This is a genomic window from Actinophytocola sp. (assembly GCF_036555685.1).
Classification (GTDB): domain Bacteria; phylum Actinomycetota; class Actinomycetes; order Mycobacteriales; family Pseudonocardiaceae; genus Actinophytocola.
Window position 1 is genome coordinate 1 of record NZ_DATBKY010000277.1, and the last position, 1,779, is coordinate 1,779.

Below are 1,779 nucleotides of genomic sequence, written 5' to 3' on the forward strand. Positions count from 1 at the left end.
GAGCTTGGTAGCGCCGACGCCATTGACCTGCCTCAGCTCGTCCAGCGTCGACGGCGGCGAGGCCGCGATGAGCCGCAGGGTCGAATCGTGGAAGATCACGTACGGCGGCATGCCGAGTTCCTTGGCGACCGATGTCCGCCACGCGCGCAGCCGCTCGAACACCGGCTCTGCCTCGGGTGGCAGCTCCGCGGCGGCCGCACCAGCACCAGCACCGGAACCGGCACCGGAACCGCCCGCCGCCCGCCTGCTCCGCGGCAGGGCCGGGACCTTCGGCGGATCCCGGCGGAACGCGACCGGCCGCTCGCCGCGCATCACCTCACCGCTCAGGTCGGTCAGCCCCAGCGTGCCGTGATCACCCTTGACCGCGAGCAGCCCGGAAGCCAGCAGCTGCCGGACCACGCCCCGCCACTCACCCTCGGTCAGCTCACCGCCGATGCCGAACGTGCTCAGCGAATCATGCCCGTAGGACAGCACCCGCGGCGTCTTGCGACCCAGCAGGATATCGATGGGCTGCCCGGCCCCGAACGCGGGACCGCCGAGACGTCTTACCCGCTCAACGGTGGAGAGCAGCTTCTGCGCCGCCACCGTGCCGTCCCAGACCGAAGGGGGGGACAGGCAGGTGTCGCAGTTGCCGCACGGGCCCGTCCCGGTCTCGCCGAAGTACGCCAGCATCTGCTGCCGCCGGCAGCCGGCCGTTTCGCACAGCGCGAGCATCGCGTCCAGGTGCGCCACCAGCCGGCGGCGGTGCGCGAGGTCGCCCTCTGAGTCGTCGATCATCCGGCGCTGCTGCACCACGTCGGCTAGCCCGTAGGCGAGCCAGGCGGTGGCCGGCAGCCCGTCCCGGCCGGCCCGCCCGGTCTCCTGGTAGTACCCCTCGACCGAACGGGGCAGGTCCAAGTGCGCCACGAAGCGGACGTCCGGCTTGTCGATGCCCATCCCGAACGCGATCGTGGCCACCATGATCAGCCCGTCCTCGCGCAGGAACCTCGACTGGTTCACCGAACGGGTCTGCGCGTCGAGCCCGGCGTGGTACGGCATCGCCACCAGCCCTTCGCCGCACAGGAAGTCCGCCGTCTTCTCCACCGACGCCCGGGACAGGCAGTAGACGATGCCGGCCTCGCCCGCATGCTCGGTCCGCAGCAGCCGGAGCAGCTGGCGGCGCGGCTCGTTCTTCGGCTCGATCCGGTACTGGATGTTGGGCCGGTCGAAGCTCGCCACGAACTGACGCGCGCCGCTCAGCGACAACCGAGCGACGATCTCCGCGCGGGTGTGCTCGGTCGCGGTGGCCGTCACCGCGATCCGCGGCACCGCGGGCCACCACTCGTGCAGCACGGATAGGCCCAGGTAGTCGGGCCGGAAGTCGTGCCCCCACTGCGCCACGCAGTGCGCCTCGTCGATGGCGAACAGCGAGATCGTGCCGCGGTCGAGCAGCCGCAGCGCCGATTCGGTGCGGAGCCGCTCCGGCGCCAGGTAGAGCAGGTCCAGCTTGCCGTCCATGAACGCGTACTCGACGCCGCGCCGCGAATCGGGATCCTGGGTCGAGTTGAGGAAGCCCGCCTTCACGCCGAGCACGTTCAGCGCGTCCACCTGATCCTGCATAAGGGCGATCAGCGGCGAGATGACCACGCCGGTGCCCTCGCGCACCTGCGCGGGGATCTGATAGCACAGCGACTTGCCGCTGCCGGTCGGCATGAGCGCGACCGCGTCGCCGCCGGCGCAGACGTGCTCGATAATCTCCTGCTGCTGGCCGCGGAACGAGTCGTAGCCGTATACGCGGCG

1 protein-coding gene is annotated in these 1,779 nt (G+C 71.0%); it reads right to left on the bottom strand.

Annotated features, from left to right (window positions below; genetic code table 11):
- Positions 1 to 1,779, bottom strand: a 1,779-nt coding sequence (gene recQ, locus VH969_RS28190) for a DNA helicase RecQ (protein WP_331979656.1), incomplete at both ends; no start/stop codon positions are given.